The organism is Bowdeniella nasicola, from assembly GCF_001907295.1.
In the GTDB taxonomy this organism is placed as follows: domain Bacteria; phylum Actinomycetota; class Actinomycetes; order Actinomycetales; family Actinomycetaceae; genus Bowdeniella; species Bowdeniella nasicola.
In genome coordinates, this window is the sequence record NZ_MQVR01000163.1 from 1 (window position 1) to 1,398 (window position 1,398).

Annotated in this window: 2 protein-coding genes; both read left to right on the plus strand. The window is 63.8% G+C overall.

Features of this window, described 5'->3' with window-relative positions; translation table 11 throughout:
• Positions 1-181: 181 nt before the first annotated feature.
• Positions 182-1,009, plus strand: a complete 828-nt coding sequence (gene erm / locus BSZ39_RS12805) for a 23S ribosomal RNA methyltransferase Erm (RefSeq protein WP_073717677.1) — start codon at positions 182-184, stop codon at positions 1,007-1,009.
• Positions 1,006-1,245, plus strand: a complete 240-nt coding sequence (locus tag BSZ39_RS12810; protein ID WP_073717678.1) for a hypothetical protein — start codon at positions 1,006-1,008, stop codon at positions 1,243-1,245. The genes erm and BSZ39_RS12810 overlap by 4 nt, the downstream gene beginning before the upstream one ends.
• The last annotated feature ends 153 nt before the right edge of the window (positions 1,246-1,398 follow it).

Consider the following 1,398-nt stretch of genomic DNA (forward strand, 5'->3'; position numbering starts at 1 on the left):
ACCCGAAGGCCTACCCGGCAAAGATTTATCGAACATAGTCATGATAATCACCGTTCCTTCCGACACGGCTTACACAAACTATTTGACACCCCCCTCCACAGGTTGTTGCTCCCGCACCCGGTGATCACGGCCGGGCGGCTCTTTCAGCGTGCCCGGCTCCGCAACAACCACGGAGCGAACAGTGCCTACCTATCGAGGTGGCCGTCATGAGCACGGCCAGAACGTCCTGACTGACCCATCCACCATTGCCACGATCACACGGCTCGTGGCTGCCACCGAGGGCCCGATCATCGAGATCGGCCCCGGTGACGGAGCACTCACCACACCACTGGCCAAGCTCGGACGACCGGTGACCGCCGTCGAAATCGACACCAGGCTCGCCCGACGCTTGACCCAACGACTCCCACCGCACGTGGAGGTCGTCACCGACGACTTCCTGACCTACCGGCTCCCCACATCCGCGCATGTGCTCGTCGGCAACCTGCCGTTTCACCAGACCACGGCCATACTGCGCCGCATCCTGCACGCACCCGCATGGACCGATGCAATCGTGCTCGTGCAATGGGAAGTCGCGCGGCGCAGAGCGGGCGTCGGCGGTGCCACGATGATGACGGCGCAATGGGCGCCTTGGTTCGAGTTCACGCTGCACAGTCGTGTTCCCGCTCGCGCGTTCACCCCGCGTCCGGGAGTCGACGGCGGAATCCTCACCATCCACCGTCGCGAACATCCGCTGCTGTCCCCGACACGGCGACGCCAGTTCCATGCCCTGGTCCACCGCGTCTACACCGGCCCCGGCCGGGGGCTCGCCCAGATCCTCGCGCGCACCACCTCACTCGGGTCACCACAGACCGCACAGGCATGGCTGACACGCCACGGCATGACCGCTGCAGGACTCCCGAAGGACATGCCCGTCGAGGCATGGGTGGACCTGTTCAAGACCACCGGTTCTTCACCGCCTGCACACCGTGCGCAGACGCAGCAGGTGAAGTCGAGGAGACGCCGTCGATGACCATCGCAGCGCAGCGCCAGGCCTGCGTCTGCAAGGAAGAGATCGGTAATTATCGGCACACTGCGATCTATCGGGCGATCTCTCCCGAGGACACGCCGGTGACCAACGCAGTCTCCCATGTGGTGTGGTGGCCGGACACGTTGATCGAACAGAGTTGCTGCATGGCCCCAAGGAGGCGACAGGATGCATACCTGGTACGGATCGGCAGCCCCGTTACCTTGCTGGTGACCCCGTAGGGCGGGGTTACGGTCGCCGGGCCCGGCATGACTTACTGCCCCTGTCGCACGAATGATCCGGGGGGGTGTCCCTATGGTGGTTGTCAAGCAGCTGCAGAGATTCGGGGCTCGTATAGCGTGCCTGTTTTCATCATCGCGTACATGACGTTCAGT